The sequence below is a fragment of the Acidovorax sp. genome (assembly GCF_027492855.1).
Lineage (GTDB): Bacteria > Pseudomonadota > Gammaproteobacteria > Burkholderiales > Burkholderiaceae_C > Acidovorax.
This window is the reverse complement of record NZ_JAPUDY010000099.1, coordinates 237332-263879: the sequence shown is the minus strand read 5'-3', so window position 1 is coordinate 263879 and position 26548 is coordinate 237332. Positions and strand designations below refer to the sequence as shown.

The 26548-nt window shown below is 61.9% G+C and carries 21 protein-coding genes; 1 reads left to right on the top strand and 20 read right to left on the bottom strand.

The window, feature by feature from the left end; all coding sequences use genetic code 11:
* Positions 1-65: 65 nt before the first annotated feature.
* From Q0105_RS19545 to Q0105_RS19490, 12 genes are all read right to left on the bottom strand, one after another.
* Positions 66-1265 (bottom strand): acetyl-CoA C-acyltransferase, encoded by a 1200-nt coding sequence (locus tag Q0105_RS19545; protein ID WP_298214193.1) that lies wholly within the window; start codon positions 1263-1265, stop codon positions 66-68.
* 12 nt (positions 1266-1277) lie between these two features.
* Positions 1278-1790, bottom strand: coding sequence for a DUF4442 domain-containing protein (locus Q0105_RS19540; protein WP_298214456.1), 513 nt, complete (start codon positions 1788-1790; stop codon positions 1278-1280).
* Positions 1791-1801: 11 nt separating this feature from the next.
* The gene (locus Q0105_RS19535; RefSeq protein ID WP_298214191.1) at positions 1802-4201 is read right to left on the bottom strand and encodes a 3-hydroxyacyl-CoA dehydrogenase/enoyl-CoA hydratase family protein; all 2400 of its coding nucleotides are present in this window, start codon (positions 4199-4201) and stop codon (positions 1802-1804) included.
* A gap of 116 nt (positions 4202-4317) precedes the next feature.
* Positions 4318-4767, bottom strand: coding sequence for a DUF2147 domain-containing protein (locus tag Q0105_RS19530; protein WP_298214189.1), 450 nt, complete (start codon positions 4765-4767; stop codon positions 4318-4320).
* A 53-nt stretch (positions 4768-4820) separates the two neighbouring features.
* The gene (locus tag Q0105_RS19525) at positions 4821-6617 is read right to left on the bottom strand and encodes an acyl-CoA dehydrogenase C-terminal domain-containing protein (RefSeq protein WP_298214187.1); all 1797 of its coding nucleotides are present in this window, start codon (positions 6615-6617) and stop codon (positions 4821-4823) included.
* Between the two features lie 5 nt (positions 6618-6622).
* Positions 6623-7363: a TetR/AcrR family transcriptional regulator gene (locus Q0105_RS19520; RefSeq protein WP_298214185.1), complete on the bottom strand. Its 741-nt coding sequence runs from the start codon at positions 7361-7363 to the stop codon at positions 6623-6625.
* Between the two features lie 172 nt (positions 7364-7535).
* A complete protein-coding gene (gene slmA / locus Q0105_RS19515; protein ID WP_298214454.1) occupies positions 7536-8198 on the bottom strand; it encodes a nucleoid occlusion factor SlmA in 663 nt (220 codons plus the stop codon).
* Positions 8199-8429: 231 nt separating this feature from the next.
* Entirely contained in the window at positions 8430-9881 is a 1452-nt protein-coding gene (locus tag Q0105_RS19510) for a sensor histidine kinase (protein WP_298214452.1), read from the bottom strand.
* A gap of 77 nt (positions 9882-9958) precedes the next feature.
* Positions 9959-10657, bottom strand: coding sequence for a response regulator transcription factor (locus Q0105_RS19505; RefSeq protein ID WP_298214183.1), 699 nt, complete (start codon positions 10655-10657; stop codon positions 9959-9961).
* 25 nt (positions 10658-10682) lie between these two features.
* Positions 10683-11573 (bottom strand): acetylglutamate kinase, encoded by an 891-nt coding sequence (argB, locus tag Q0105_RS19500; RefSeq protein ID WP_298214180.1) that lies wholly within the window; start codon positions 11571-11573, stop codon positions 10683-10685.
* An 82-nt stretch (positions 11574-11655) separates the two neighbouring features.
* Positions 11656-12759: a glycosyltransferase gene (locus tag Q0105_RS19495; protein WP_298214178.1), complete on the bottom strand. Its 1104-nt coding sequence runs from the start codon at positions 12757-12759 to the stop codon at positions 11656-11658.
* Positions 12756-13544, bottom strand: a complete 789-nt coding sequence (locus Q0105_RS19490) for a glycosyltransferase (protein ID WP_298214176.1) — start codon at positions 13542-13544, stop codon at positions 12756-12758. Before Q0105_RS19490 ends, Q0105_RS19495 begins: the two co-directional genes overlap by 4 nt.
* Positions 13545-13617: 73 nt before the next feature.
* Between Q0105_RS19490 and Q0105_RS19485 the strand changes: the two genes are divergently transcribed.
* Entirely contained in the window at positions 13618-17373 is a 3756-nt protein-coding gene (locus tag Q0105_RS19485; RefSeq protein ID WP_298214173.1) for a methyltransferase domain-containing protein, read from the top strand.
* On the opposite strand, the gene Q0105_RS19480 is transcribed toward Q0105_RS19485, so the two are convergent.
* The 8 genes from Q0105_RS19480 to Q0105_RS19445 all read right to left on the bottom strand — a co-directional run bounded on the left by Q0105_RS19480 (position 17351) and on the right by Q0105_RS19445 (position 26526).
* Positions 17351-18445 (bottom strand): acyltransferase, encoded by a 1095-nt coding sequence (locus Q0105_RS19480; RefSeq protein WP_298214171.1) that lies wholly within the window; start codon positions 18443-18445, stop codon positions 17351-17353. The genes Q0105_RS19485 and Q0105_RS19480 overlap by 23 nt on opposite strands.
* 57 nt (positions 18446-18502) lie before the next feature.
* Positions 18503-19615 carry an acyltransferase gene (locus Q0105_RS19475; protein WP_298214170.1) on the bottom strand — a complete coding sequence of 371 codons (1113 nt, stop codon included), beginning with the start codon at positions 19613-19615 and terminating at the stop codon, positions 18503-18505.
* The gene (locus Q0105_RS19470) at positions 19570-20430 is read right to left on the bottom strand and encodes a class I SAM-dependent methyltransferase (RefSeq protein WP_298214169.1); all 861 of its coding nucleotides are present in this window, start codon (positions 20428-20430) and stop codon (positions 19570-19572) included. The genes Q0105_RS19475 and Q0105_RS19470 overlap by 46 nt, the downstream gene beginning before the upstream one ends.
* Before the next feature lie 51 nt (positions 20431-20481).
* Positions 20482-21372: a class I SAM-dependent methyltransferase gene (locus Q0105_RS19465; RefSeq protein ID WP_298214168.1), complete on the bottom strand. Its 891-nt coding sequence runs from the start codon at positions 21370-21372 to the stop codon at positions 20482-20484.
* A 62-nt stretch (positions 21373-21434) separates the two neighbouring features.
* Positions 21435-22712 (bottom strand): ABC transporter ATP-binding protein, encoded by a 1278-nt coding sequence (locus tag Q0105_RS19460; RefSeq protein ID WP_298214167.1) that lies wholly within the window; start codon positions 22710-22712, stop codon positions 21435-21437.
* Positions 22709-23512 carry an ABC transporter permease gene (locus Q0105_RS19455; protein ID WP_298214165.1) on the bottom strand — a complete coding sequence of 268 codons (804 nt, stop codon included), beginning with the start codon at positions 23510-23512 and terminating at the stop codon, positions 22709-22711. Before Q0105_RS19455 ends, Q0105_RS19460 begins: the two co-directional genes overlap by 4 nt.
* Positions 23513-23649: 137 nt before the next feature.
* Positions 23650-24621: a peptidylprolyl isomerase gene (locus Q0105_RS19450; protein WP_298214163.1), complete on the bottom strand. Its 972-nt coding sequence runs from the start codon at positions 24619-24621 to the stop codon at positions 23650-23652.
* 117 nt (positions 24622-24738) lie between these two features.
* Positions 24739-26526, bottom strand: a complete 1788-nt coding sequence (locus Q0105_RS19445) for a cell surface protein (RefSeq protein ID WP_298214162.1) — start codon at positions 26524-26526, stop codon at positions 24739-24741.
* Between the last annotated feature and the right edge of the window lie 22 nt (positions 26527-26548).

Here is a 26548-nt window from a genome sequence, read left to right as displayed (position 1 = left end):
CAAGGTACGTGAGGATGGCGAGCACCGCCCAACGACGCAGATCGCCCGCTCGGTAGCCAACTACCTCAAACGGATTCGAAGATGCCGGCGGCGCCTTGGCCCATCCCTACACACATCGTCACCATGCCGTACTTGAGCTTGTTGCGCTTGAGCGCATGCACCACCGTCGCCGAGCGGATCGCCCCGGTCGCACCCAGCGGATGCCCCAACGCGATCGCACCACCCATCGGGTTCACCTTGGCCGGATCCATGCCCAGCGTGTTCATCACGGCCAGCGACTGCGCGGCAAAGGCTTCATTCAGCTCGAACCAGTCGATGTCCTGCTGCTGCAGGCCCGCATAGCGCAGTGCCGCAGGAATCGCTTCGATAGGGCCGATGCCCATGATGTGTGGTGGCACGCCCTTGGAGGCGTAGCTCACGAAACGCGCCAGCGGCGTAAGGCCAAAGCGCTTCACGGCGGCCTCGCTCGCCAGGATCAGCGCGCCTGCGCCGTCGCTGGTCTGCGAGCTGTTGCCCGCCGTGACGCTGCCGCGCGCGGCGAACACGGTCTTGAGTTTGGCCAGGCCTTCCAGGCTGGTGTCGGGGCGGGCGCCTTCGTCCATGTTGACGGTGCGCGTCTTGGCGATCGACTCACCCGTCTCCAGGTTGGCCGTGCGGTCGGTCACTTCGATGGGCGTGATCTCGTCGGCAAAATAGCCCGCCTGCTGCGCGGCCAGGGCCTTCTGGTGCGAGGCCAGCGCAAACGCGTCCTGCGCGTCGCGGCTCACCTTCCACTGCTGGGCCACCTTTTCGGCCGTGAGGCCCATGCCGTAGGCAATGCCCACGTCGCCATCGCGCTCAAAGATGCTGGGCGACAGGCTGGGGCTGTTGCCCATCATGGGCACCATGCTCATGCTCTCTACGCCAGCGGCGATCATCACGTCGGCTTCGCCCACGCGGATGCGGTCGGCGGCCATCTGCACGGCCGACAGGCCCGATGCGCAGAAGCGGTTGACGGTGATGCCACCCACGCTGGTGGGCAGGCCCGCCAGCACGGCGCCGATGCGCGCCACGTTGAGGCCTTGCTGGGCTTCGGGGATGGCGCAACCGCAGATGATGTCTTCGATCGCGGCGGGGTCGAGCCCCGGCGCTGCGGCCAGCGCGGCCTTCAGCGTGGTCGCCAGCAGGTCATCGGGGCGGGTGTTGCGGAAGTAGCCGCGGTGCGAGCGCCCGATGGGCGTGCGCGTGGCAGCAACGATGTAGGCTTCCTGGACTTGTTTGGCCATGGGGTAACTCCTTCAATTCTTGGCGGGGCGGCTGGAGGGAACCCAGGCCCACGTAAAAACACATTCGACCGGCTCCACGCCGGCTTCATCGGTCACAGTGACCTGGACCTGAACCTCGCCCTTGTCGCGGGATTGCATGATCGCGCGCTGATCGGCGCTGAGCGTGGCCACGGCTTTGAGGCTGCCCGTGGCGCGCTTCTTGAACGCCATGGAGAGCTCCTTGGCCAGCGGCAGGCAGTCGTCGCGTACGTTCATGCCCACAACCATGCCGGTGGCCGTTTCGGCCAGCAGGTTCATGGCCGAGGCATGCACGCCGCCGATGTGGTTCTGCACGCGGCGTTCGTTGGCCAGGTGCACTTCCACCCGCTCGGGTGTCAGCGACACAAACCGCACGCCCGCCGTGCCGGTGAAAGGCACGGCGCGGCGCAGGATGATGTTCTGCACGAAGCCGCGCATGAAGGCGGGGGCTTCGTCCAGGCGCATCAGCGAGCGCTGCAGCTTGTTGGGGGCGTGGTCCGTCGTCATCATGGCGGCGATCAGTTGCGCACAGGCTTGCCGGTGGACAGCATGCCCAGGATGCGCTCTTGCGTCTTGGGGTGCTCGATGAGCGCGCAGAACGCTTTGCGCTCCAGCGTCATCAGGTACTCCTCGCTCACCAGCGTGCCGGTGTCCACGTCGCCGCCGCAAACCACTTCGGCGATCAAGCTGGCGATGTGGAAGTCGTGCTGGCTGATGAAGCCGCCGTCGCGCATATTGACCAGCGAGCCCTTGATGGTGGCAACACCGCTGCGGCCCGCCACGGGGAACAGGCGCTTGTGCGGCGCACGCCAGCCGCCGTTGGCCAGGGCCTTGGCTTCGTTGATGGCGGTGTAGAGCAGCTCGTCCTTGTGCGGCACGATGACGTCGCTGTCGAGCAGGTAGCCCAGCTTGCGCGATTCCAGCGCGCTGGTGCCCACCTTGGCCATGGCGGCGGCGGTGAAACCTTCGGTCAGGAAGGGCAGGATGTCCTTGCCCGTGGAGGTGGCTGCATTCTCAGCCGCGCGGCGGGCGATGTAGGTGAGGCCGCCCGCGCCAGGCACCAGGCCGACGCCCACTTCCACCAGGCCGATGTAGCTTTCCATGTGCACCACGCGGCGGGCCGAGTGGATGGCCAGCTCGCAGCCACCGCCCAGCGCCAAACCGCGCACGGCCGAGACCACGGGCACGTTGGCATAACGGATGCGCAGCATGGTGTTCTGCAGCTCAGCCTCGGCGCCTTCGATGGCGCTCACGCCAGCGATCATGAACGCGGGCAACATGGCCTGCAGGTCGGCACCGGCGCTGAAGGGCTCGTCGCCCGACCAGATCACCACGCCTTGATAGTCCTTCTCGGCGATGTCCACAGCCATGGCCAGGCCCTCGGCCACGTCGGGGCTGATGGCGTGCATCTTGGTCTTGATGCTGGCGATGACGATCTCGTCATCGAGCGTCCACAGGCGGATGGCGTCGTCCTCGTGCAGCGTCTTGCCAGCGGTCTGGAAGTCGGGCAGCGCTTCGCCCAGCAATTTTTCAGGAAAATACTGCTTTGCGTAGACGGGGAGAGCGCGACGCGCTATGAATTTGTTAGCAGACGCACTCCACGAACCTTGTGCGGTGTGCACACCACCGGCTTCGGCCACGGGGCCCTTGAACACCCACTCGGGCAGCGGCGCCTTGCACAGCGCCTTGCCCGCGTCGATGTCTTCCTGGATCATCTTCGCCACTTCAAGCCAGCCCGCCTCTTGCCACAGCTCGAAGGGGCCCTGCTTCATGCCAAAGCCCCAGCGCATGGCCTGGTCCACGTCGCGGGCGTTGTCGGCAATGGTGCCAAGGTGCACGGCGGCATAGTGAAAGCTGTTGCGCAGAATGGCCCACAGGAACTGGCCCTGCGCGCCTTCGGCATTGCGCAAGAGCTTGAGGCGCTCGGCGGCAGGCTTCTTGAGCATGCGGCCATACACCTCGTCGGCCTTCTGGCCGCCGGGCACGTACTCTTCGCTTTCCAGATCGAAGCGCAGCACGTCGCGGCCAACCTTTTTGTAGAAACCGGCCTTGGCCTTTTGGCCCAGGTTACCGAGCTCCAGCAGCTTTTTCAGCACGGCAGGCGTGCCAAAGCTGGTGTAGAACGGGTCGCTCTTTTCGTCGAGGTTGTCTTGCAGCGTCTTGATGACGTGGGCCATGGTATCGAGGCCCACCACGTCGGCGGTGCGGAAGGTGCCGCTCGATGCGCGGCCGAGCTTCTTGCCCGTGAGGTCGTCCACCACATCAAACGTCAGGCCAAAGTTCTCGACCTCCTTCATGGTGGCCAGCATGCCCGCAATGCCCACGCGGTTGGCCACGAAGTTGGGCGTGTCGTGCGCACGCACCACGCCCTTGCCCAGGCCGCTGGTGACAAAGGCTTCGAGTTGGTCGAGCACTTCGGGGGCGGTGGTGGGGGTGTTGATCAGCTCCACCAGCGTCATGTAGCGCGGGGGGTTGAAGAAGTGGATGCCACAAAAGCGCGGCTTGATGTTCTCGGGCAGCGCTTCGGAGAGCTTGGTGATCGACAGGCCCGAGGTGTTGGACGCCACGATGGCGTGCGGTGCCACGAACGGCGCGATCTTCTTGTACAGGTCGAGCTTCCAGTCCATGCGCTCGGCAATCGCCTCAATGATGAGGTCGCAGCCGCGCAGTTGCTCCAGATGCTCTTCGTAGTTGGCCTGGCCGATCAGCGCGGCGTCATCGGCCACGCCCAGCGGTGCGGGCTTGAGCTTTTTCAGGCCCTCGACGGCGCGGGTGACGATGCCGTTCTTCGGGCCTTCCTTGGCGGGCAGGTCGAACAGCACCACGGGCACCTTGACGTTGACCAGGTGCGCAGCGATCTGCGCGCCCATCACGCCTGCGCCGAGAACGGCGACTTTCTTCACTTGGAATCTTGACATGGGTTTGTGAGTAGGTTCAATCCGTTCGGGCTGAGCTTGCCCTAGCCGTGGGAAGGGTGGGCCTGGCCCCTAGACAAGCTCAGGGCGAACGGTGTGTTGTGAAAGATGGGCGCTTCTTACTGGACCCGGATCCAGGTCTGCGTGCGCCCGAAGGGGCCGATGGAGCCGCGCACCTCGAGCTTCTTGCCGCTCTCGATGGGTGTCATGCGCAGCGTGTAGTTGCGGCCGTTTTCGGGGTCGAGGATCTTGCCGCCCTCCCAGACAGGCTGGGCGGCGTCCTTGCCTTCGGCCTTCTTGGCGCCACGGATGATCTCCAGCCCCACGATGGGTTTGCCTTTGCGGTCGTCCGTGCATTCGTTGCAGACGTCGTCGGGCTTGGCGTCCTTGGCGAGGCGCCTTTCCAGCGCCCCGTTCAGCACACCGCCGCCGGTGTCGCGGATACGGATTTCCGCCTTGGCTTCACCGGTCTTGTCGTCGATGCTGCGCCACAGGCCTTCAGGCGTCATCTGCGCCCATGTTGGCACCGCACTTGCTACCAAAACAATAGCTGCTACCGCTTGTTTCATAAGCGCTCCATGACAAAAAAGGCAAAAAATCTGCAGAGACTGGCCGCGGGGAATCAGGCCAGGGCCAGATCGGTGTCCATCAACACCTTGCTACCGGCACGCGCCGTGCGCATCAGCGTTGCCGTTTCGGGGAACAGCTTGGCGAAGTAGAAGCGTGCGGTCTGCAGCTTGGCGCCGTAGAAGGGGTCGGTGTTGCCAGCGGCGATTTCGCGCAGTGCCACCTGGGCCATGCGGGCGAACAGGTAGCCGAACACCAGGTGGCCTGCCACGCGCAGGTAGTCCACGGCGGCGGCGCCCACTTCGTCGGGGTTCTGCATACCGCGGAAACCGATCTCGGTGGTGAACTTGGTCATCTGGTCGGCCAGGTAGGCCACGGGGTTGATGAACTCGGCCATCTTTTCATTGACGCCTTCTTCGGCCACCAGCGCGCCCACCAGCTTGCCAAACTTCTTGAGCGTAGCGCCGTTGTTGCCCAGAATCTTGCGGCCCAGCAGGTCCAGCGACTGGATGGTGTTGGTGCCTTCATAGATCATGTTGATGCGGTTGTCGCGCACGTACTGCTCCATGCCCCATTCCTTGATGAAGCCGTGGCCGCCAAAAACCTGCATACAGGCGTTGGTGGAGACATGGCCGTTGTCGGTGATGAAGGCCTTGACGATGGGCGTGAGCAGGGCCACGAGTTCGTCGGAATCCTTGCGCACCTTCTCGTCGGGGTGGCTGTGCGACTTGTCGAGCAGCATGGTGGTGAAGATCTGCAGCGCGCGGCCGCCTTCGGCATAGGCCTTGGCGGTGAGCAGCATCTTGCGCACGTCGGGGTGCACGATGATGGGGTCGGCTTCCTTGTCCTTGGCCTTCACGCCCGTCAGGCTGCGCATCTGGATGCGGTCCTTGGCGTAGGCCAGCGCGTTCTGGTAGGCCACTTCGGTCAGGCCCAGCGACTGGTTGCCCACGCCCAGGCGGGCGGCGTTCATCATCACGAACATCGCGGCCAGGCCCTTGTTGGGCTGGCCCACCATGGTGCCGATGGCGCCGTCGATGGCGATCTGCGCGGTGGCGTTGCCGTGGATGCCCATCTTGTGCTCGAGGCCCGTGCAGAAGATGGGGTTGCGGTCGCCCAGAGAGCCATCGGCCTTGATGTTGAACTTGGGCACGACGAACAGGCTGATGCCCTTGCTGCCCTTGGGCGCATCGGGCAGGCGGGCCAGCACCAGGTGGACGATGTTGGCGGCCATGTCGTGTTCGCCGGCGCTGATGAAGATCTTGTTGCCGGTGATCTTGTAGGTGCCATCGGCCTGGGGTTCGGCCTTGGTGCGCAGAAGGCCCAGGTCGGTGCCGCAATGGGGTTCGGTCAGGCACATGGTGCCGGTCCACTCGCCGCTGGTCAGCTTGGGCAGGTACAGGGCCTTTTGCTCTTCGGTGCCGTGGGCGTGCAGGGCCTCATAGGCGCCGTGCGACAGGCCGGGGTACATGGTCCAGGCCTGGTTGGCCGAGTTCATCATCTCGTACAGGCACTGGTTCAACACGAAGGGCAGGCCTTGGCCGCCGTAGGCAGGGTCGCACGACAACGCTGCCCAACCACCTTCGACGTACTTGGCGTAGGCGTCCTTGAAGCCCGTGGGGGTCTTCACTTCGTGGCTGGCCTTGTCCAGCACGCAGCCTTCGGTGTCGCCGCTGATGTTGAGCGGGAACGCGACTTCGGCGGCGAACTTGCCGGCTTCTTCGAGCACGGCATTGATGGTGTCCACATCCACCTCGGCGTGGGGCGGCAGCGCCTTGAATTCATCACTGACCTTGAGCACTTCGTGCATGACGAATTGCATGTCGCGCAGGGGCGGCGTGTAGGTAGGCATGGGGTTTACTCCTTGGAGGTGGTGGTTTGGTTGGAAACTTTGCGGCGCTTGGCGGCCGCAGGGGCTGCTACTGCAGCAGCAGTTGGCGTCTCGGCGCTGTAGCGCGCCAGGATGTTCTGAAAGCCCTGCACCGCCCGGCCCATGGAGCCGGGGGTTTGCAGGAATCGCGCTTCATAGTGCAGCGCGAGGATGAGGCCGTGGATCTCAAACAGCATCTGCTCGGCGTCGGTGTCCGTGCGCAGTTCGCCCAGCGCCTTGCACTGTTCGATGGCGCGGCGCATGGCGGCGTGCCAGGTCAGCACCGAGCTGGCCAGCGCGTCGCGCACGGGGCCGGTGCGATCGTCGAACTCGACCGCGCCGCTGATATAGATGCAGCCCGAGTCGATTTCGATGGAGGTGCGCTTCATCCAGTTATCGAACATGGCGCTGAGTCGGGCCAGGCCACGCGGAGCCAACATGGCGGGGTAGAACACCTCCTGCTCGAAGCGGGTGTGGTACTCGCGGACGACGGAAATCTGCAGTTCTTCGCGGGAGCCAAAATGGGCGAACACCCCGGACTTGCTCATGCCCGTGACATCGGCCAGCGCACCAATCGACAGGCCTTCCAGCCCGATGTGCGTGGCCAAACCCAGCGCCGCCTCTACGATGGCTGCCTTGGTTTGCTGGCCTTTTTGCAATGCACGGCCGGTGCTGCTGCGGGCACGTGGGCTGCGGGTGGCCTGGCTGGGTTGGGGAAGAGCGGACATGTACGCGAATAAAAACGAACGATCGTTCTATTCTGCAGCAAATTCAGCGCCCCACCAAAACCCCTGGGAAAAATAGGGAGGCCACCCAAATCGCCCGTTGCGACGGCGCCACCGGCGGCCTGAACCGCCGCTCATCGCCCAGGGAAAACCCTCGATTTCGCCACTATCCGAACTACAGGATCAGCGCCAGGCTGGCGTCCAGGTGCTCGGACGGCAGGCGCTTGAAGCCCGAGCGCGCATAACGCTGCAGCCGCCCCACCGCAAAGGCCGTGAGCACGCTGGCCGCCACCTGGGCATCGACCGTGGGGGTGGCTGAGGCCGCCGTGGCCGGGCGCAGGCACTGGCGCAGCGTGGACTCGATGCGGTCGAAGAACTGGTTCATGCGCTGCTGCAGACGCTCGTGCTCGAACACCAGCGCATCGCCCACCATCACGCGCACCATGCCGGGGTTGCGTTCACCAAACTGCAGCAACAGTGCCACGATGCGCGCCGCCTGGCGCGCGCCAACTTCGGGGGCCTGCGCGGGGTCGGGCACGTCGCGCCCGGTGATCTGCGCCACCAGGGTGAACACGGTCTGCTCGATGAAGTCGATCAGGCCCTCGAACATCTGTGCCTTGCTGGCGAAGTGACGGTACAGCGCGGCCTCGCTCACCGACAGGCGCGCCGCCAGCGCGGCCGTGGTGATGCGCTCGGCGCCCGGCTGCTCCAGCATGGACGCCAGCGCCTGCAGGATCTGCACGCGCCGCTCGCCTGGCTTGGGCCGCTTGCGCGCAGCAGGGGTGTCGCCCGCATCGTCAGTAGGGGCGGTCTCGGGCAGGGGCGAAAGTTCGGACATGCGGAACAAGGGCTCTGGTAAGGCCTTGCGCCCCCATTGCATGCCAGCGGGGGCATGAACGGACAGCGGCAAGGCATGGGTCATCACGGTGCGCCCCCTGACGGCGGATACCTGCCGCAGGGCTCGGGGGGCCCGCTGGCGCCGCCCCTGTTTGCACAAGTCACTCGTGTATGGAAATGATTCTCGCACAGGGTCTTGGCCTTGCGCCCCAAGGCCAGGCGCCCGACCCAGCTACAGGGGAAACAACACCGTCACCAACAGTCCGCGCCCCTCTGGCCCCTCGCCCAGCTTCAGTGTGGCGCGGTGCACCCGCACGATCTCATCGGCAATGGCCAGCCCCAGGCCCGTGCCCTCGCCCACCGCCCCCGGCACGCGGTAGAACCGCTGGAGCACCCGCGTGCGCTCGGCCTCGGACACGCCGGGGCCGTCGTCCTCCACCTCGACATAGGCGCGCGGTGGACCGCTGCGGCCCTGGCGCAGGCCGCAGCGGATGGTGACGATGCCACCCGGCGGCGTGTATTTGATGGCGTTGTCCACCAGGTTGGACAGCAGCTCGCGCAACAGCCAGCCGTGGCCGGTGACGTGCACCAGTTGCACGTCCAGCCCCAGGTCCAGCCCCTTGCCGGTGGCGGCATCCAAAAAGTTCTCCAGCAGCGACTCGCAAAGATCTTTGAGGTCCACACGCTGCGGCGGCTGGGCATCGAGGCTGCGCGCATCGGCACGGGACAGCGCCAGCAACTGGTGCGCCAGTTGCGAGGTACGGCGCGTGGCGTTGCGCAGTTTTTCGATCTGATCAACCCCTAAAACAATAGCGCCCTGCGCACGACTATCCTGCGCTAGAGGCTGTTTTGGATCAACATCCTGGATTAATGGGCGCTGCGGCGCCGCTGCTTTGGCCATCATGGCCCAGGCCTCGACCTGGGCCTGCAAGCCCGCCAGCGGGGTGCGCAACTGGTGCGCGGCATCGGCCACGAAGCGGCGCTGGCCCTCGGCCTGCGCGTTGACCAGCGCGAACAAGCGGTTGATCGAATGCACCAGCGGGCGCACTTCGTCAGGCGAGGCCGCCTCGTCGATGGGGCTCAGGTCGCGCGGCGAGCGGCGCTCCACCGCCTCGGCCAGGCCCACCAGGGGCTTGAAAGCCTGCCGCACCGCCCAGTGGATGGCCAGCCCGGCGGCCATCAGCAGCACCAGGTTGGGCAGCAGCACCCTGAGCAGCAATTGCTGGCCCCACTGCTGGCGCGGATCGGACCCATCGGCCAGTGCCACCACCAACTCTCCGGCGCCCGTTCCGCCACGCTGCATCGCCACCCGGTAGGTCACGCCACCAAATTCCATGCTATGGAACTCAGGGGCCTGCGTGCTGGGCACGGCCCCCTGCACCCAGCTTTCGCCGAGCAACAGGCGCCCCGAGGTGTCGCGCACACTGTAGGCCGAAAAGCCTGCGTTCTGGCGCAGAAATTCTTCGATGGGTGGCGCCAGCAGCAGAAGCGGTGGATGGTTGTCATGGATCGGAGGGGCCAGCACCGAATCGGCCAGCGCGGGCAGCAAGCGCAGCAGGCGCTGATCGTGCTGGCTTGCGGCCTCGTCGGCAGATCGGTAGTCCAGCCACACTCCCACCAGCGCCAACAGGCACAGCGGAAACACCAGCGTCAGGAGCAACCGGGTCCGCAGGTCGGACGTCATGGCACGCAAGCCGGGCCGCTGGGTGAAACCGCTCTGAAGCGCCATGGCGGGAGAGGAAGGGGAAAAAGAAGCCCCGGTCAGGGCGCCTGGAGCTCGAGCCGGTAGCCGAAACCACGAATCGACCGCAACGCGACGCCGTGGGGCTCCAGCTTGCCGCGCAGGCGCGAGACATAGACCTCGACCGCGTTGGGCGTGATCTCCTTGTCCCAGCCCGTCAGCGCCTGCAGAAGCTTGTCTTTGCTGGCGGGCTTGGGGGCATGGATGAGCAGGTATTCCAGCACCGTCCACTCGCGGGGACCGAGCTCGATCACTTGCTCGGCGTCACCGCTGTCGCTGCGGATGCTCGCGCGGCGGCCGGCGGTGTCGAGCTCCAGCGGACCAAAACTCAGCACCGCCGTGGTGGCGGCCTGCGAGCGGCGCAGCAGCGCCCGCAGTCGCGCCAGCAGTTCGGGCAACTCGAAGGGCTTGACCATGTAGTCGTCCGCCCCCAGGTCCAGACCCTGGACCCGATCGTGCAGAGCGTCGCGCGCAGTCAGGATGAGCACAGGCATGGCCGGGCTGGCCATGTCAGGGCGGCGCAGGCGGCGGGTGAGTTCCAGCCCATCCATGGCGGGCAGGCCGATGTCGATGATGGCCGCGTCAAACGACTCGGTGCGCAGCACCTCCTCGGCGCGCTCGCCACTGCCCACCCAGTCCACGGCGTAACCGGCGTCGGTCAGGCCCAGCTTGATGCCGCTGGCCACCATCACATCGTCTTCGACCAATAGCAAGCGCATGGCAGGCTGCTGATGTATCGAAAAATCAGTGCGACCGAATCATCGTGCCGTAGGCCTGCTCGGTCAGGATCTCCAGCAGCATGGCGTGCGGCACACGGCCATCAATGATGTGCACCGCGTTGACACCCGCCTTGGCGGCGTCAAGCGCCCCCGCGATCTTGGGCAGCATGCCGCCAGAGATGGTGCCGTCAGCAAACAGCGCATCGATCTCGCGGGCCGTGAGGTCGGTCAGCAGGTTGCCCGCCTTGTCCAGCACGCCGGGCGTGTTGGTCAACAGCATGAGCTTTTCGGCGCGCAGCACCTCGGCCAGCTTGCTGGCCACCACATCGGCGTTGATGTTGTAGCTCTCGTTGTTCTCGCCAAAGCCGATGGGGCTGATGACGGGAATGAACGCGTCATCTTGCAGCGCCTTCACCACGCTGGGGTCGATGGAGACAATGTCGCCCACCTGGCCCACATCGTGTTCGATGGCGGGATTCTTGTTGTCCAGCATCTTGAGCTTTTGCGCACGGATCATGCCGCCGTCGCGCCCGGTCAGCCCCACGGCCTTGCCCCCGGCCTGGTTGATCAGGCCCACGATGTCCTGCTGCACCTCACCGGCCAGCACCCACTCCACCACTTCCATGGTCTCGGCATCCGTCACACGCATGCCCTGGATGAACTCGCCCTTCTTGCCCAGGCGCTTGAGCGCCGTCTCGATCTGCGGTCCGCCGCCATGCACCACCACGGGGTTCATGCCCACCAGCTTGAGCAGCACCACATCCTCGGCGAAGTCGGCCTGCAGGGCCGGGTCGGTCATGGCGTTGCCGCCGTACTTAATGACCATGGTCTTGCCATGGAACTTGCGGATGTAAGGCAGCGCCTGGGCCAGGATTTCAGCCTTGTCGCGTGGGGCAATCGAAAGAAGGTCGGTCATGGAGGCGGGCCATCCAGAAGAAGAAAACAGTAAGGCGCAAATTGTGCCGCATTCGCAGGGCACACGTGATGTAAGGCAACACTCAGTGGCGCAGCCAGTGCGGCACCTTGAAGCGCACGATCGCCAGATAGGCCATCACGTAACTGACCACGAACAGCCCGCAAAACGCCGCGAGCAAGAGCGTGTTGTTCCAAAACAGCACCGCTGGCACCACCGTCAACAAAGTAAAACCCCAGAGGTAAGGCGACGTGCGGTTGTTGCGCATCAGCACACGGCGCGACTCATCGTCATGAAACACCCCGCGCACGATGCGCCGGTAGATCAGTTGGTGGAAATGCAGCGCGTCTGCAACCCCCGGAGACACCCCTCGAACCGCTTTGCGGTAGATGGAAAACACCGTCTCCCACACAGGGTAGATCAACAGCAGCATGGGAAACCAAGGCGAGACATCTGCATTGCGTTGCACCAGCGAAATGCTGGCCATGGCAATCACCACGCCCCACACATAGGCCCCGCCATCCCCCGCAAACAGCATGCCGCGCGGATAGTTCCAGACCAGAAACCCCCCCGTGGCTGCTGCGGTAGACACCAGCAGCGCCGCCAGCGCACGGTCCCCCACCTGCAAGGCCACATGGGCCAGCGCCAGACAGACGATCAAGGCCACCATGCCCGCCAGGCCGTTGTAGCCGTCGATGATGTTGAACGCATGGGGGAGCCCCGCCACCGCCAGCACCACAAAAGCCATGCCTAACCAAGGGGCGGCGGCCAAAACGGCATCAAACCAGGGCCAGCCCACACGGGACAGGGTCAAGTTCAGCAACCCAACAGCTAGGACACCCGATGCACCGGTCAGGATCAAGCGGTAGCGCACGGAAAGGCGCTGGGTCATGTCTTCGGCAATACCCCCCAAGGCGGCAGGCAGCAGCACCAGTAGCCATGTCCCCACCCAAGCCCCCAGCCCGAGCGAACCGGGATCGCCCCACCACCGGGACTGCAGCGCGCCCAGCCCCCAACTGCAGCCAATACCCAAGAGCAACGCAGCCCCACCCAACCGGGGGATATCGCCCAGATGAAAACGCTGCGGCATGCCATTGCCATAGACGGAAGCGTGGCTGCGCATCCAGCGAACAATCAGCCCCGCCACGAGCGCCACGACCACAAAAGCGACAAAAGACAACCAAATCATGAGCGGCCGATCGTACCCGCGCGGGTCACGTCACCCCGTAACAAATGGCGCGCCTGCGCGTAGGCCGGGGAGCGCCACAAACGCAACAAGCTGCGCACATGCCACTGCAAGTGGCTCCAGCGCTTATGGCTGGCACGCTGACCGGCGTGCACCACCTGCGCGGGCGCGCGAACCAGCGCCCGCCCGGTCAGACGAATCCGCAGGCACAAATCCACATCCTCGCAATACATGAAGTAAGTCTCATCAAATCCGCCCACGGCGCGCCACACAGGCTGCGGCAACACCATGCAGGCCGCATTCACCCAATCCACCCGGGTTTCACAGCGCCCCAGCATGCGGCGACGCCACAGCGTCCAGGGCGTGGGCAATTCGCGCTCGCTGTCCTGCAGCCGCCCTTGCTCATCCAACTGCACCGGGTAGGCGCACCCGACACCCACCTGCGCCGCCGCCTGGGCCAGCGCCGCAAACGGATCGCTCCCACCCAATCGGATGTCGGGGTTCAACACACACACCAAAGACTCGGCTGCGCCCGAGAGTGCCCGATTGTGATTGGCACCAAACCCGGCGGGCGTGAAATTTTTGACAATCTGAAACACGAACGGCCACCCCATGGCAGGGGCTTGGGGTTCTGCCTCGGGCAGGTTCTGCGTCAGCACTACGCGTTGCACGGTGATTGCAGAAAATCTCGCCAGATCGTGCAGCAGCGCCTGCACCAATGGCCCGTGGCCATGGCTGACCACAGAAATCACCAGACTGCGTGGCGGCGAAAAAGAAGAGACGTTCATCAAGGCTGCATTGTCCCAGTTCCCGCCCCAGGCACTGTTACAAATACTCCACCCCCACCGTCATAATCCCGGGATGACGCATTCAATAGAAGATTTGCACGTTTATTTGCGCAGCATTACCCCGGGCGAGCGCACATCGCTGTCAGTGCTGGCCAGCCTGGTGCACGACCAGGCCACGGTGCTGGACCTGGGCTGTGGCAGTGGTGCCCTGGGCCAGTATCTGTCGGAAACACGGGGCTGCACCATGGACGGCGTGACCCTCAGCGAAGCCGAAGCCGCCCATGCGCGGCCCCACTACCGGCACGTGGTGGTGGACAACCTCGAGTCGTGCGATCTGCTGACCACTTTTGCAGGCCAACGCTATGACTTCATCGTATGCGCCGACGTGCTGGAACACCTGAGCCGCCCTGAACGCGTGCTGGGCGCCTGCCGACAACTGCTTCAGCCGGAGGGGAAGCTGCTCATCTCCGTGCCCAACGCTGGCTACAGCGGCCTCATCGCCGAGTTGCTGGAAGGCGAGTTTCTCTACCGCGAGGAAGGTCTGCTGGATCGCACCCACCTGCGCTTCTTCACACGCAAGTCACTGGCCCGCTTTCTCGGAGAACAACGATGGGTGCCCGACTCCATCGACACCATCACACGCGAGCTGCCTGAATCAGAATTTGATGTCGCCTTTGACCGCCTGCCCCCCTCCGTGGCCAGGCATTTGCTGGGCGTACAGGATGCACTGACCTACCAGTTCATTTGCGTTGCGCATCCAACGGCCGAAACTGTGCCTGCAGCAATGCCCTCCTCTTCAACTGGAGGCCCTGCGCACGCGCTGTTCACCACCCAACTCTATCTGGGCCACAACGGCCACTACGACGAATCCCGAAAGCTCACCGCATCAGGCGTCATTGGCCGAGAGCGGCAAACCCTGCGCTTCGAGCTGCCTAGCACCGAGGCGCCCGTCACTCAGCTACGTCTGGACCCTGCCGACCGACCAGGGTTCGTGCACCTGTATCGGCTGGCATTGCGGACTGCGCAAGGCAACCTGCTGTGGCAATGGGCCGCCGATTCCGATTCGCGATCACTTCTGGCCACGACACCCCACAGCCAAATTGTCTGGCAAGCCCCCTTGCCAGCGGCGTCCGGCGCCACGCTGCTCCTCCTCGCTGGCGACGAACCATGGTTCGAGTTGCCCATCGACCCTGCGGTTTTGGCGCAGTACCCTTCAGAAGGCACCACACTGGAGGTTGAGTTGGGTTGGCCCATGTCTGCGGACTATGTGGCCTTGTCTGGCACGGTGCTCCCGCTGCATGACCGGATTGCTCAGTTGGAAAGCAACTGCCGCGATACCGTCGGCCGACTCAACAGCGTGCAAACAGATCTCGCTGCCACCCAAAACCGCAACCAGTTGCTGGAAGAGGCCAACCAAGCGGCATCCAGACAACGCGCCACTTGGCAACAAGAAGCCACCCGCCTCAAAAGCGACCTGGACGAGTTGGCCCAACACCTTCACACCATCGAAACCTCTACCGTGTTCCGCGCTACCCGCCCTATTGTTCACGCCAAGATGCGACTGGACCGACTACTGGGCCGTGGCCCCAAAGCCACCCAGCCTGCCCCCGCCTCCACACCCATAACGCCCCCTCAACACCCGGTGGACATCATAGTTCCCGTGTACCGAGGCCTGGCCGACACCCGCTTGTGCGTCGAATCCGTACTGGCCAGCACCAACCAGAGCGCCTGGCGCCTCATCGTCATCAACGACGCCAGCCCCGAGCCTGAAGTTACCCAGTGGTTGCGCGAACGTGCCTCGCAAGATGGTCGCATCACCCTGCTGGAGAACCCCGAAAACCTGGGGTTCGTTGGCACCGTCAATCGCGGCATGGCCCTGAGCGGCAGCAACGATGTGCTTCTGCTCAACAGCGACACCGAGGTGGCCAACGACTGGCTGGACCGCATTCGCCGCGCAGCCTATGGCGACAGCAAGGTGGCCTCTGTCACGCCGTTCTCCAACAACGCCACCATCTGCAGCTACCCTCGTTTCTGCAAGGACAACCAATTGCCGGATGGTTACGACACGGCCCGACTGGACGCCCTGTGCGCGCAAACCAACCCTGGCGCAGTCGTGGATGTGCCCACAGGCGTCGGCTTTTGCATGTATATCCGCCGTGACTGCCTCACACAAGTTGGCCTTTTTGACACTGAGAACTTCGGCAAGGGCTACGGTGAGGAAAACGACTTCTGCCAAAGGGCTGCAGAGGCGGGCTGGCGCAACCTGCACCTGCTCGACACGTTTGTGCTGCACACCGGCGGCGTGAGCTTTGGCGACAGCAAGAGCCCACGCGAGCGCGCTGCCATGGAGACTTTGCGACGCCTGCACCCGCGCTACGAGCGCGATGTGATGGCCTTCGTCCAGACGGATCCTGCGCAACCATATCGACTTGCGTTAGACGTGGCACGCATCCTGCGCGCCCAACTACCCGTTGTTCTGGCCGTGCTGCATGACCGTGCAGGCGGTACGCTGCGCCATGTGCGAGAACTTGCCCACCACCTGAGTGCGCAGGCCGTTTTCCTGACCTTGACCCCTGCACCAGGCCGCTGCGTGCGCTTGACCCTTGCAAACGATGGTGAAGGCTTTCAACTTCTTTTCCGGCTTGCAGACCAGTACCAGGATCTCGTGCAGGCCCTTTCCCAACTAGGCGTGCGGCACATCCATTACCATCATTTGCTCGGCCACGACCCGCTGATTCTTGATCTTCCTCCTCAGCTGGACGTAGGTTACGACTTTACCGCACACGATTTCTACAGCTACTGCACCCACATCTCCGTCACTGGCAGCGATAACCGCTATGCCGGAGAGCATGCGCCCGGCCAGTGCGCGTGCTGCTCACCGCAAGACCCCGCGCCTATGGGGAGCGGTACTGTGGCGGACTGGCGTCACCGAAACCGACACTTCCTGACAGGGGCGCGCCTCGTGCTCGCTCCCAGTCAAGACACCGCACAGCGCATGGCGGCTTTTGCCCCCGGCGCGCGCGTGCGCACGATCCCCCACACCGACTCAGCCATCACAGCCCCCCCCGCACTACCGGAACCCCAAGCCAAACGACTATCTGAAGACACCACCCTCAAGATCGTAGTGTTGGGTGCACTCAGCGCAATAAAGGGGGCCGACCTGCTAGAGGCCGTGGCACTTGAAGCGGCCAAGCGAAAGGCGCCGCTTGAATTTCACTTGCTGGGCTACGGTTACCGCCACCTGCAAACACAACCACGAGCCCATCTCACAGTTCATGGTGCCTACGACGAAAAAGACCTGCCAGGCCTGTTGCAGTGGCTACAGCCCCATCTGGTGTGGTTCCCCGCCCAATGGCCCGAGACATACAGCTACACCCTCAGCGCGAGCCTGCAGGCAGGGCTCCCCGTGGTCGCACCCGATTTGGGCGCTTTTCCCGAACGACTGGCAGGACGCCCCTGGAGCTGGGTAGTGCGCTGGGACAAGTCTCCCGTGGAGTACCTCAACCTGTTGCTAATGTTGCGTGAACAAAACTTTGCCAAAGGCTTGTCACCCCAGCCACCACAACAGACGGGCAACACTCCACCCAGTGACTGGGACTACCGCCAGAACTACCTTGTCGGCCTACCCCCTGCCGCAAAGGTTGCCCCCGCTTCGATGCAGTTTCTACTAGAGCATCTTGTGGTACCCACTGACAGGCCCCACAACACTACTAAGTCGCTGCTGCTGTCGGGTGTTGTGCGTTTGCGCTCCAATCCGCTGCTGCGCGGGGTGGCCCAGCACATTCCGGGGCACTGGCAGCGCACGATCAAGAATTGGCTGCAAACATAGAGCGCAACTGTCGCCGTGCTGCCAAATATCGATGAGCGGCCTGGATACACGGGCGCTCCACGCAGTGCCACGATAGCGCCGCAAGCATCAAAATGAAACCCAGCGACACCAGCATGCAGACGCTCAATGGCCAACCTTCTCGCAGACAAAACTCCGTCGCTGCCTGCTGAATCGGGAACGCGTAGATGTAAATACCGTAGGAAAGATCGGTCTGCCCTCGGGCACGACTCCGCTGGCCAGGGTTCCTTGCATGTGCCACGTGGAACGTACCAAAAACCACGAGCGCCCACACAGCAACCTGAACTGCCACGACACTAGATGAGTAGATGGCGCACACCACCATTGCTCCGGCAACCCAGCCCATCCACCACTGCGGCCTAACCGCATATGCGGCCATCGTGCTACCCATGAAAAAGGGCACACCAAAACCGCAGAAATCCCGCCAGCGAAAAACATCCGCGACACCACCTCCCGCAGCCTCAATGGCAGCATCCCACCCACCTGACCGGGCAGCACCCCACAAAGATGCGAGCACACAGACAGCCATCGGATAGACCCAACGGCGTCCACCGCCCCCCCAGGCCAAGAAGGCCAACAAAAAATACATCGCAAGCTCATAGCGAATCGTCCAGAGCGAGCCATTCACTGCGCGGGCAAAAGGATTCGATTCAAACACTCCGGGTAGGGTCTGTACGGTAGCCAGACCAGCAGCGTTGTTGGCCAGGTGGCTCCACGTTCCTGGAGCCTGCCAATAGTCGGCAGAAGTTAGCACTGTCGCAGACCAACCGACGATGCACACCGAGAAAACCACTGCCACGACAAGTCCCGGGTAGATGCGCATCAAGCGTTTGATCCAGAAAGCAAACCAGTCCGGCTCCCGCGACCAGCTCTGGCATATCAGATAGCCGCTGATGAAGAAAAATATGTAAACCGCCACGGAGCCTAGACTGTGGCCAGCAAACGGCACCGGAAGATGCAGTCGGTATAGAAAATCCCCATGAGCGACAAACACAGCCAAAGCCGCTGCCAAGCGCAACAAATTAAAATGATTATTCTGGTGGCTCGGCTGCATGACGTCTCAGTCATTCACCGCCAAAAAGGCGATAGAGGCAACGCTTCTCACCATGGCTCAAGACGCATTCACCCAACCCGTCACCTTGGCGGGTCGGCTCGCTTGGCCCCACAAACGCTTGAGACGCAAGGCCGGCGCCTCCACAGCGTGCCATGACGCGTAGCCCGCCACCAGCGCCAGCAGCAACGCCAACAATAGACTCGCTGCAAACGGCAACTGTGGACAGATCGCCTGCACCGACTGCTGGATAGGGCAGCCCAGGATATAAATACCGTAAGACGGATCCCCTGCCCGGTGGAGCCGCGCAAACACCGGTGCCTCGTGCAATCCAAGATAAATCAACAATGGCGGCAAGAGCAACAAGCCTGCCGAATGCTCCAGCTTTAGCCCAAAGAAGAGCCCTGCTGCCAATGGCAGCAGGGCCAGCAGCACAACCCGCCCATGCAACAGAAATACATCACGCAACAAAGCAATCAAGCCACCAAAGGCGAAATAAGCCGGATACTCAAACCAGTGGTACATAGTGCCCGTCAAGTCGGCATTGCGCATCGTCAAAAAATAAGCGATATAGCCCAGCGCCGCGATGCATCCCAGCACGCGCCAGCGCAACATCCCGAGCACACCGATGGCTGCCAGTCCCGCGTAGCACATTAGCTCCATCGGAATGGTCCACAGCGGCCCGTTCATCAGTCCGGCCAGCGGGTTGGCCGGAAAAACCCCCGGCAAGTTGACGTAAGCCTCCACCAACAGCAGGTTGCGCCAATGCTCCAGTGTTGCTGGATGCGTCCAGAATTCACGCAGTGGCAGCGCGGTAAATGTGGATCCGAACAGCAATACATCTGCCACGACTGCAACCAGCATGCCGGGCCACAGCCGCAACAGGCGCTTTGCCACAAATGCGAGAAGACGTGGATCACGCAGCCAGCTCAGGGTCACCAGATACCCACTGATAGTGAAAAAAGTCATCACAGCCACGCCACCTACCATATCCGAATGCAGCCATGCCGGGGGTCGTGTGCCTGTGATATGAAAATGATGACTGAAAATCACCGCAGAAGCAGCACCAATGCGCAGTGCATTGAACGCGTTCTGATGCTCGCTGGACGCCTGCATACCCATGCCCGTCATTCCTTGCGCAGCAACAGCAGAATCTCGTTGTTGAGCAGCCACTCCCTCGGATAGCGCTCCAGCAAACTCTCCGGCACAGCCATCTCCACGTTGCGCCGCTCCTGTCGGTGCAGATGAAAACCTGCCTGGGTGGCGAAATCCACGAGCTCATCGGCTGTCAGGCGGTTCAGGGCTTGGTACTCCCTGAATACAAAACGCTTATAGCCATCCACGCCAAAATCGGCAAAACCAAAATCCACCTCGGCGGCATCGATAGGGCCGTCATGGTTTTGAATGGTCCTCCATAGCTCCTCCTCGGATGCCAGCAAGTGATGCCACGGCACCCCGTCATAGCGACGCAGATGCGCCCCGTAGGGAGAATAGAACAAGGGCTCAATCTGAATGAAGAAGTACCCCCCCGGCTTCAGGCACGCATGCAGGTCCGCCAGAATTGGCGCCAACTGATCACGCTGTACGTGCTCAAAGGTGGACCAACTCATGATTCCATCCACCGGCACACGTTTACCTGCCAGCGAGGCCCCTGGCTGGATGGTTTCAAACGTCAGTGCCGACGGAATGCGTGCCATGCCCAGTTGCTCACGTGCTATCGCGGGTAGCTTTGCATATTCACGTCGAATATCCACCCCATGAATGGTGGTGGCCCCATAACGCAGAACCAGCGACAAGTCCGTGATGCCATCGCCGCAACCAAAATTCAGAAATGTCGCCGTACGCACGTCCAACACATCCCCAACCCACTGGTGAACGACATCCGCAGCGTATTCAAAGTGGGCTCGAAACCACTCATCCGTGATCTTCTCTGCATCCCAAGGGGCTAGTCCCGAGATCTGCTCACGAAGCCTGAGTATCCAGTTCATTGAAGTAGCGCTTTCTCAAAAAACGATCGCAACATCAGAACCGACGCATCGTTAGAATTTGCGCAACACATAGGCATCCTGGTGGTTCCAAAAATGCACGGGCATCCTGTGAATAAGCTTGTCGGAGCCCACTGTTTCCGCAATACGCGCAAGCACAAATGCCTCGGACGTGAAAGTGGTTCCGTACTCCTGCTCATCGATTGCGGTGGACTCGCTGGACGCGGCGAAGAAGTAACCCTCTTCGTCCAGGGTCACATGATCAAAATTCGCGGCCTTGAGACCATGGGTACTGAAAACCAGCAGCCCGCCGGGTGCCACGGCCTCGTACAGCGCCTTCAGCCAGCGCGACCAGGTGGAACGCGGCAGGTGACTGAAAAGTGAAAGCACGAACACCAACTCGTAGCGAGCAGGCCACTCCACCTGTTCGGGAATGCTTGCAGACGGAAATCCGTTCACACCAAATGTGTTGCGTGAAAAATCGACAGCGCTTTGAACCACATCCGACACCACCACCCGCTCAGCGCCAACGGCCTTGACGAGATGTCGCGTGAAACGGCCGTGCCCACTCGCAAACTCCAGAACACTGGACATCTTGAGGATAGGCTGATCTACGGCCTCCAGCAAGACCATCAGTTCAGACAAGGTTCGCCACCCATCTGCCAAGTAGTCCCGCAGAGGGTTCCGACTTGAAGGGTGCCCTGCAAAGAATCCAAAAATATCGTCTTGCGCAGCAATCGTGCAGTCGAGTCCCATGACATTGGAGAAGGAACCTACCAAACCATTGGCTTCAATCAGTGTGTGTGCGGCCAGACAGGTATCGCGCTCATCCCTCGCCCGTGCCAGCACCTGTGCGGCGCCCGTGCGATTACCCTGTGCCAGCAAATCCCTCCCCTCGTCGAGTAGGCGCTGACCATTGGTGGTTTCTCTTAATTTCGTTGTCATACGGCTGTCAATTATCTGGTCGGTCTGGGTTACGCCCATCACGCTGGTAGCGGCGCGTGGCCTCAGCTCCAGTGATGCGGCAAGCGCACCAAACCTGGCAATGGCTTGGGGAAGATGAACCGGAAATGCAGAAACTGGAACCACTCGTCGTACACGGCCAGTCCCGTTTCATCGAATAAAAACGCACTGATTACGTAGTCCCCACTGTGCAAGGGGAGGTCGGGAAAGGAGAGAACAGACCGCCAGGTGCCATCGGGTAAACGCACCGGGGCGGCCCCATCCTCATGGGTTGCCAGCGATGTGATGCCGACCCCCTTGGACTGTTCTATCATGAAGCCGATGTGGGGACGCTCATCACCCCGCCCTCGGGCAGTGATTGTCACCACAAGGTCCTTGCTTTGAAGCGTTGGGGGCTGCCCCTCAGGCGGTTCGCCAAGATCAGCGACATCCACCGCCAAAAGGCATGCGCTCCCGCCATAAGCCCGATCCTTCGGCTGGTGCGGCATCCCTGCCACAGGGTCCATCTGCGCGGCGGGCACCGCAGGTTGCAGTATTTCCTGTGCTTCAGCGTCTCTCAGGCGCGTGTGAACATCGTAGGCAGCCAGCACAGCCTCGGTTTCGCCAAACTGCTCCACCTGCCCACCTTTAAGCCAAAGGGCTCGATCACAAAGATGGCGAATATGGTACGGACTGTGCGAGCAAAACAGGATGGTGCATCCATTGTTGCGAAACGCCGTGATGCGCTCTACGCATTTCTTCTGGAAGTTCTGGTCGCCCACTGCGAGCGCCTCGTCGATGATCAGCACGTCGGGCTGCACCGCAGTCACCAAGGCAAAGGCCAAACGCACTGTCATGCCTGATGAATAGGTTTTCACGGGGCGGTCAAGCGCCTCGCCCAATTCACAGAAGTCGATGATCTCCGGCTCCAGCCGCTTCATTTCATGATGGTCAAGGCCAATGAGGCTGCCAGCAAAGTAGAGGTTGTCGCGGCCGCTGAAATCCGGATGAAAGCCGGCTCCCAGTTCCAGGATGGCAGTCACTCTCCCCACGCGGTCGATGCACCCCTGGCTGGGCTGCAGCGTCCCTGCCAAGAGCTTCAGAAGCGTGCTTTTGCCTGCACCGTTGTCACCAATCACGCCGATACACTCGCCACGCTGCAGCTCGAAAGACACCCCCCGTAAGGCCCAATGACTGCGATGAAATGCACGCCCTGTCAGCAATGCTCTCAAACGGGCCCGCGGCGACGGATACAGCTTGTACTCCTTGCCTGCGCCTTGAACACGCAGCACGACGGCCTGTGCGTCAGGACCAGACGACAGCGCTGATTGCGCGGTGTTCATAACCAGTCCACCAACTGGTCGCGGCTGCGTTCAATCAGGAGGTTGAGCACCAACACGAGCACACCCATCCAGGCCAACAGTACCCACCACACTGCCGGGAGTGGCCACGCACCCTGCAACAACACCTGCTGATATCCCTGCACCGGCGCAGTCATGGGGTTGAGCCACAACACCCAGCGCCAGCGCTCCGGGAAGAGCGCCATAGGAAACAGCACGGGTGACAGATAGATGCCCACCGACAGCAGAAAGCCGACCATCTGCACCGTGTCTCGCAGGGCCGCCGCCAAAATGGCGAGCACATAGGCTAGCAACAAGCACACCCCCCACTGCAGCAGCAGCAACAGGGGCAGAGACAGCGTCGGCAACCCAAAGCCGTGCAAAGGCGCGTACGCCAGTGCCAGCAACAGCAGCAAAGGTGCAAATACCACCGCACTGGCGAGCACCGAACGCACCACAAACAGCACAGGAGGCAGAGGGTTTTTATGCAGCAGCCCGCCCGCATCGATCAGACTGTTCATGCCTCTGGATATGGCATCACAAAAGGCCATCCAAGGTAGGGCCCCAACAATCAGGTAAGTGCCAACGGCATGCGTAGGGGCGCCATCGCCCAACCGCATGGAAAACACTACATCGAACACCAAATAATAAGCCGCCACTGTTAACAATGGCTGGATGTAGGGCCACACAATACCCGCGGCCGTGCCTGCATGGCGTGCGGCAACCTCTCGTTTTGTAAGCACCCAGACCAGCGCGCGTGCGCTCCAGATAGCACGGAGTTCAACGCCTACTGCATGCAACATGAATGCGAAAGAGCGCCTCGGCAAGAAGGCGCCTATATAAATAAAGTTTCAACGGGAACGCAGTCAACGGAGCAAAAGTGGTAGTAGGCGCTCTGGAAAGCGCCTACTACCACACATCCAACCGAACGAAAACGTGCTTACGGCTTCGGTGCCGACAACGCCTTCTTGAAAGCGTCTGAGACAGCAGACTCATCCAGCTTCATTGTGGCCTTCAGCTCATCCACCAGTTTGACACGCCCCTTGTCCACCTGGAGCTGCTTCACTTTGGCTACCAAACCTTCGCGTACTTCGTCAAAGGGCTGCACACCTTGGGGCTTTCGCTCCGTAAACTGGATGAGATGATAGCCAAACTGCGATTTCACGGGACCGCTCAGTTCCCCTGGCTTCTGCAACGCAAATGCTGCTGCTTCAAACTCAGGAACCATTCGACCAGAGGCAAACAAGCCTACGTCCCCCCCTTTTTCAGCCGAACCGGGATCATTCGAATGCTCCTTTGCGAGGGCTGCAAAATCTGAGCCCGACTTCAACTGCTCAAGCAATTTTTCCGCTTTAGCTTTCGCAGCCTCCTCGCCGCCTGCTGCGGCGGGTGTGATCAAGATGTGACGCACACGCACCTGCTCCGGCCTCACAAAATCGCCAGGCTTTGCTTTATACATCGTCGTGGCCAGCTCCAGTGCTTGTGCATCGGTCAGTTGGTTTGCCTTGTCGATCAATGCCAGCAACGCATCGGAAAGCACTTTGTCTCGTGCCAGCACCAATGCAGTTGCCACGGAAGGCGAATTTTGTATGCCATCCGCTTCGGCCTTCTGCGCAATCGCACGACGCAAGTACAGATTCGTGACCAACTGGTTCATGGTGGCTTGCTGCTCCAAGACCTGTGGACGAACCTCCGGAGGAATACGCTGCATGTCCACTTCGATATCTTGTGCAGTCACCTGCACTGCTCCAGCCCCACTCACTTGTCCATGAGCGAGAGTTTCGTTGGCAGATGCCCCGCTTGCCAGCAGCACCAGCAGGCTACCGGCCACCAAGGCTGCGGGTCTTGGGATATGTAGCGCAGGCAAATAGCCGAGCTGGTTTTCGATGAAGGTGCGTGCGAACTTGTGCATACGATCGAATAGGAAAAAATTGGCCCCACCCGGTATGGGCAGGCAATAAAAAAAAGGCGGGTTACCCCGCCTTTTTGGAGACCGCATTGCTGCGGTAAGTTCAACCAAAACGGTTGATTAACGGTGCGCCCAAGTCACGCCGAACGTGCTCTTGAAGCCGCTACCAGCGGAATCGTTGTTCAGCTTGATGAAGGCATCACCCAGCACTGGCAGACCCAGGTTAGTCGCACCAGCAGCGTAGCCAGCACCATTAGGCTGAGCGGCAGTCATGTTACCGGCCACCAACGTAGTAGCGTTAGGCACGCTCACCACGGACCAACCGTTAGCGTAAGGAGCCGTCATCGTCAGCGCCGTCAGATCAGAGCTGGAGCCCAGAACCTTTTGCGAAGAGAACGACACCACGCTGGTTTCGCCGCAGAAGCTCAGCGTTCCAGCCACAGCAGGCGAGAAGATCGGAGCAGCACCGGAGGTCACTTCGTTACGGTCAAAGAAACGCATGCCAGCAGCGTCCACGCAGATGTTGCCACGGGCGTCCACACGGGTGTTACCGGGGTTGAACCACGACGTGTTACCACCAGCCACAGCCGTAGCAGCCGTAGCTTGAACGGTGTTCAGGTCAGAGTACAGGCGATAACCAGCAGCCGTTGCAGGCGACACGGTGTAGTTGGCAGCCACACTGTAGCGACGGGTAGGCATGGAGAACACCCAGTCCGTAGCAGCGTTGATGCCAGCATCCAGTGCAAACTGATTAGCCACCGTGGTGCGCGACAGAGCGCGCGTCAGGATGGCAGCTTGCACCTTAGGCAGGTTGGCATCCGCTGGAGCGGCACCCATTGGCGTGACGTAAGGCGTCGACATGTCAGGCAGGTCGATGAACAGAGGCGTCACAGCAGGGCCTGCAGCAGCTGCATTGGCGTTGTTGACCGCTTGCTGACGCAGCAGCGGGTCAGCCGTGAAGGCATCGGCTGGAGTGTTAGCACCCGAGAAGAACGCGCCAGAACCCACGTCGGTTTGCGGGAAGTGCACGAAGTTAGCAGCACCAGCAGCACCAGCAGCACCAGCGCGAGCTTCCACAGCAGTTGCCGAACCCGAGAAGGCCGTGGATTGGGCCAGATTCAGGATGTACCAGTCAGCGGTCAGACCAGTGGTAGGCAGGCCGAAACCAATGCCAGCAGCTGCAGCAGCAGTGGTGTAGTTGGTCAAAGCGACATTGTCCAGCGCGGTGCGAGCAGCAGAGCCTGTCACCGAGCAAGGAGCCACACCGGAAGCATTGTGCTTGATGGCGTTGTACAGATTCGAGTTCACTGCACCAGCACCAGCGCCAGTAGCAGAGTACAGCTGCACAGAAGGAATGTCAGCCATGTTGAAGATTTCAACGTAGCCTTCACGCGTGCCATTCACGTTCGTAGCAGTGTTCAGACGAGCGGTAGCGAAAGATGTGCCGGTGCTGGGGATTGCAGGAACCGTGCAGCTGTTATCAGCCGAGTACAGAACAGCCGCGCCGTCAGCACCTTGCAGCACAGCACCAGTCCACACGTCGCCAGGCGACAGGTACAACTGGAAATCCTTCACATCGTCAGAGTTCGCAGCGCCGCGGAAACGGACCTTCACAGCCTTGCCGTTGGCACGGTCGGTATTGGTCAGGTGAATGACCGACATGTTGCCATTTTGAGCCGTGTAGTAAGGCACCACCAGCATGTGGCCCACGCGATTGGGGTTGATTTCCAGCGCGGTAGCCAGAGGCGCAGCCGCAGCAGCCACAGTACCAGGCGTCGTTTCCGGATTGGTACCCATGACGGCACCAGTTGCCAGGGCAGCGGCGGCATTGATGACGCCTGCTTGTGCGACGCCGGCAAAGCCACCAACCATGGCAGCAATGCTCAGTGCCAATACATTCTTTTTCATGCTTTAACTCCAGTTAAAAAAA